Below are 1679 nucleotides of genomic sequence, written 5' to 3' on the forward strand. Positions count from 1 at the left end.
GAGGAGGGAGCGGCGGTCGGCCGGCGCTCAGCCCGCTTCGACGGGCTCGTCGGCCGCGGCCCCGGGCTCCTCGTGCAAGATGGCCCAGACGAACTCCGGGATGAGCGCGAGCGAGTGCGGGTCCTGTGTGACGCCGATGAGCCCGCTGACGAGCTCCAGGGAGTGCTCCTGGCGGTGCGCATCGACGAGCCGCAGCGGCGCGCTCGCCAGCGCCGGCGGGAGCCGAGCGAACCCCGGCCCCTGCGGATCCGCCAGCGCCAAGAGCGGGTTGCGCCGAGTATCCGCCGCCGTCCACCGCTCGAGCCAGCCGTCGAGGTGTGTATTCGGGACGAAGTGATCCGCGGGCCACGCGCGGAGGTAGGGGAAGAGCACGTGAATCCAGCCGGTGAGCTCGTCCGCCGCGTTCTCGTACCGGAAGAAGGCGCGCCAGAACGCCGGATCCGGGGGCTTTTGCCCCTCCGCCGAGGCGATGATCTGGTCCAGCACGGGCAGGAGCGCGCGGGTCCAGCGCTCCGCGCCGAGCTGTCCGAACGCTTCCGCGCGCTGCCGCACAGAGCGCCAGTCATCCGCCGTACCCATCAGGTAGATGCGCGGGATTCCGGGTGTCGGAAACACCATGTCGGCCGGGAACGGCGGCTCCCACGCGAAGTGCGGCGCGAGCGGGGTTGTCACCGTGAGCTCCGAGGCCACCCGCTCGACCGGCCCTGTCGTCGAGAAGCTGGCTGCCAGGAGCTCCCTTAGCTCGCCGACCTGCGCTGCGGTCTGGGCGGAGAGCTCCGAGAACGTGACGGGCCACGGGTTCACCTGGCCGAGCGTGAAATCAGGCCGGTCGAGCGTCAGCTCGAAATCGCGGTCCTCCCGGATGAACTTGCGCCGCTGCGCCTCGTTCGAGGCGATGTGGAGCGTGAGCCCCCGCGCCAGGCACAGCCATATCACGTCGGGCGAGAGAACGAGCGGATAGCGCTGGGTGAAGGCCATGTACGCTGCCTGGACGAGCGGGTGCACGTCCGTGCGCCCGACGAGCGGCAAGCGATGGCGGTAGGCGGCCTCGATCGGCGAGACGAGCAGGCTCTGCACCGAAGCTTCTTCGTCGAACGCGGGCAGGAGCTCCGTCGAAGGTGCGATCCCGGCAACGTCGATCGTCGTAACGCTCATGGCTCCTCGTCCTCCTGGCCCTGCGCGAAGGCTCCATGGGCCAGCGCTGCCGTAGATAGAACCTCGTACACAAGCGCGCCGCGCGAGACAACTCGCGCCGGCGGCAGCCGCGCAGCGGGCTCAACCTTGGAATCGCCCCGGCAGCACCTCGATCTCGTCGGGCGCGCCGACGCACGGCCGTGCGTCAGACGCGTGAGCGGAGAGGCAGCAAACGCACACCCACAGCGGAACATTCCAGCAAAAAAATGACACATCCGTGCCTGCAATCAGAGCGCCAGGCTACCTGCTCGGCGGACCGACCGCAATCGCGATGCTTGTCGCCGCGTCGCCCTGGAGGCATGCGCGGACTCGGTCCCGGGGGACCGCCACGAGGACGCGAAGGTGCAGGGCATTTGCCGGTCCACAAGGCGGATCCGGAGAGATCGCTGCTGGCCGAGCAGGGTGACATGGCACGGCAACTCCCGCCTCCACAGGCGAGGAGCGAGGCGCTTGGCAGCGCATGAGTTTCGCGTCATTCATGGCGC

1 protein-coding gene is annotated in these 1679 nt (G+C 69.4%); it reads right to left on the reverse strand.

Features of this window, described 5'->3' with window-relative positions; all coding sequences use genetic code 11:
• Positions 1-27: 27 nt before the first annotated feature.
• A complete protein-coding gene (locus tag WMF45_RS39360; protein WP_437711079.1) occupies positions 28-1155 on the reverse strand; it encodes a DUF4419 domain-containing protein in 1128 nt (375 codons plus the stop codon).
• Positions 1156-1679: the final 524 nt, after the last annotated feature.

Origin of the sequence: Sorangium sp. So ce448 (genome assembly GCF_051520915.1) — a bacterium.
GTDB classification, from domain to species: domain Bacteria; phylum Myxococcota_A; class Polyangia; order Polyangiales; family Polyangiaceae; genus Sorangium; species Sorangium cellulosum_B.

Coding starts and splice junctions, on each gene's coding strand:
- WMF45_RS39360 (WP_437711079.1), bottom strand. CDS start 1,155: ATGAGCGTTACGACGATCGACGTTGCCGGGATCGCACCTTCGACGGAG.